The sequence below is a fragment of the Pseudomonas sp. 50_B genome (assembly GCF_017491625.1).
GTDB lineage: Bacteria > Pseudomonadota > Gammaproteobacteria > Pseudomonadales > Pseudomonadaceae > Aquipseudomonas > Aquipseudomonas danubii.
On record NZ_JAFGYX010000054.1, the window covers coordinates 1 to 1838 of the forward strand.

General features: G+C 55.7%; 3 protein-coding genes and 1 pseudogene. All 4 read right to left on the reverse strand.

Features of this window, described 5'->3' with window-relative positions; translation table 11 throughout:
- Positions 1-120, reverse strand: a 120-nt coding sequence (locus J5M73_RS32005; RefSeq protein ID WP_243433999.1) for a hypothetical protein, incomplete at its 3' end; no start/stop codon positions are given.
- The gene (locus J5M73_RS30845) at positions 117-617 is read right to left on the reverse strand and encodes a hypothetical protein (protein ID WP_102861888.1); all 501 of its coding nucleotides are present in this window, start codon (positions 615-617) and stop codon (positions 117-119) included. The genes J5M73_RS30845 and J5M73_RS32005, both read right to left, overlap by 4 nt.
- Before the next feature lie 171 nt (positions 618-788).
- On the reverse strand, positions 789-1283 hold the full coding sequence (locus J5M73_RS30850; RefSeq protein ID WP_207816837.1) for a hypothetical protein: 495 nt from the start codon (positions 1281-1283) through the stop codon (positions 789-791).
- Between the two features lie 3 nt (positions 1284-1286).
- Positions 1287-1838: pseudogene (locus J5M73_RS30855) on the reverse strand (DUF2345 domain-containing protein); the annotation flags it as partial.

A 1838-nucleotide genomic window follows, 5' to 3' on the forward strand; every position in this document is an offset into this window, starting at 1 on the left:
GTGCACCACGATGGTCACGCAGGGCTTGGGCGGCGGCGCGATCAGGTGGACGTCGCCACCGCCTGGCAGGGTGATCGCTTCAGCGGTGCAAATGGTCCTCATCCGAACGGCGTCATTCATTGTGCAGGTCCTCCTTGATGTTGCGCTGCGATCCTTCGAGCCCGACAATCTGCGCGGGTCAGGACGCGCAAGGCGTCAGATTTTTCTTCCAGGCAAAACTCGGTAACGGTGTTGTCGACTGTCTGCTGGTGCAGTCGGCTCCGCTCGTTGAAATGAATGAACAGGTTGTAACTGCCTCCTGGTTGTAAAGCCTCATGTCTGAGAACCCTTACGGTTGCTCCCGGGTAGTTGCCAAACAAGGTGAGATCCGGCTGCTGCCAACCAGCGGGGAGCGCAATGTCCCATATCGTTTCATCGCAACGCTGAGCGCCAAGGCGGCAGAGAAGCACATGCGTAATTTCTAGATTGTTGGTTTCAGCCAACAGGAGACGCAGATCAACGACAGGCTGGTTATCCCTGATCAAGACTGGGGTCGCTGGCGGCATTCTGGAAACGGCCTGGACAGAGGTTGCGATCAGGGCGATCAACAGGAATAAAGGCGATATATCAGACTTCATGACTTGGTACCCTGACGCAGTTTTTTCAATGTGAATTCGATTTTTGCCAAGGACTCAGTTGCCCCTTTGGCCGACGTCGGCAGCCCTCATCTGCAGCTCATCTTTGATCGTGCTTATCCTCATTGAGGCATGAACAGCAAGCATCCAGATTACGGGCTACACCCCATCGATTCAGGGCAGTGATTGCCGCTCTTCGGCATTTCTTCGAGCCAGGCAAAGCGCCGATTCCTGGACTTTTACCCCCTCCCCTTCGTCTATCAGACAAAACTCCAAAAAGGTGCTGGATACTGTTTGTTTATGCCAACGACCGCGCTCCTTGAAATGAATATTGAGGTTGTAACTACCCCCCGGCTGTAGCGCTTTGCGGTTCTGCGTTCTGAGCAAAGCACCGGGGTAGTCGCCCAACAACTCTATTTGCGGCTGAATCCAGCCGTCGGGAAGGTCAATATCCCAGAGCGTTTCGTAACACCTGCTGGCGGTCCGACGGCAGAGAAACACATGGGTGATCTCCAGGTTGTTGGTGTCCGCCAACAGAGGTCGAAGGTCCGCTATTGGACGACCGGAATTGATCGTCACTGGAGTTTCCGGAGGACGTTTGGACACGGCCCATGTTGGCCATGGCATCAGCAGAACCCCACAGGACACAGCAAACATCAGGCCCTTCATGCTTCAGTACCCCGCCGGAAAGTTGCTCAATACAGGCTTGAGCTTCGTCAGGAGCTGAGTGTTTCCAGAATCCAGACCTCGGTAGTAATCACGCACAATGTCTCCTTGCTGCTTGATGTTGTAGTCCTTGAGCCTCTTCCTCGGCTGCACCTCATACATGTACTGGTCTCCTATCAGGAACCGCTTTGCTTGCTCGAACGCTTCATGCTCACCTTGGCAATACTCATGGCATCTTTCTGCAGCAGCTGCGTTGCGCCTTGCGCATCGGTCACGCCTTCGACGATTTCGCCATTGGCCAGGGTGATCGTGTAGGGCACGTTGGGCATGGCCGACTGACCATCGATCTGTTTGAGCATGAAGCGCCGCTGGGTATCGCCCACGTTGAAGTTCGGCAACTGCGCCGCAAGACTGGCCCCGCCCACGAGGCTGTGCTTGGCCGCCTTGACCGTAAAATTCCCCGGCATGCCCAGCTCGATATTGCCGCCCTTGAGCGTCAGGTAGGCCCCGCCGCACATCAGGGTGATGTGTTCCTTGGCAGACACCAGCACGTGCTGC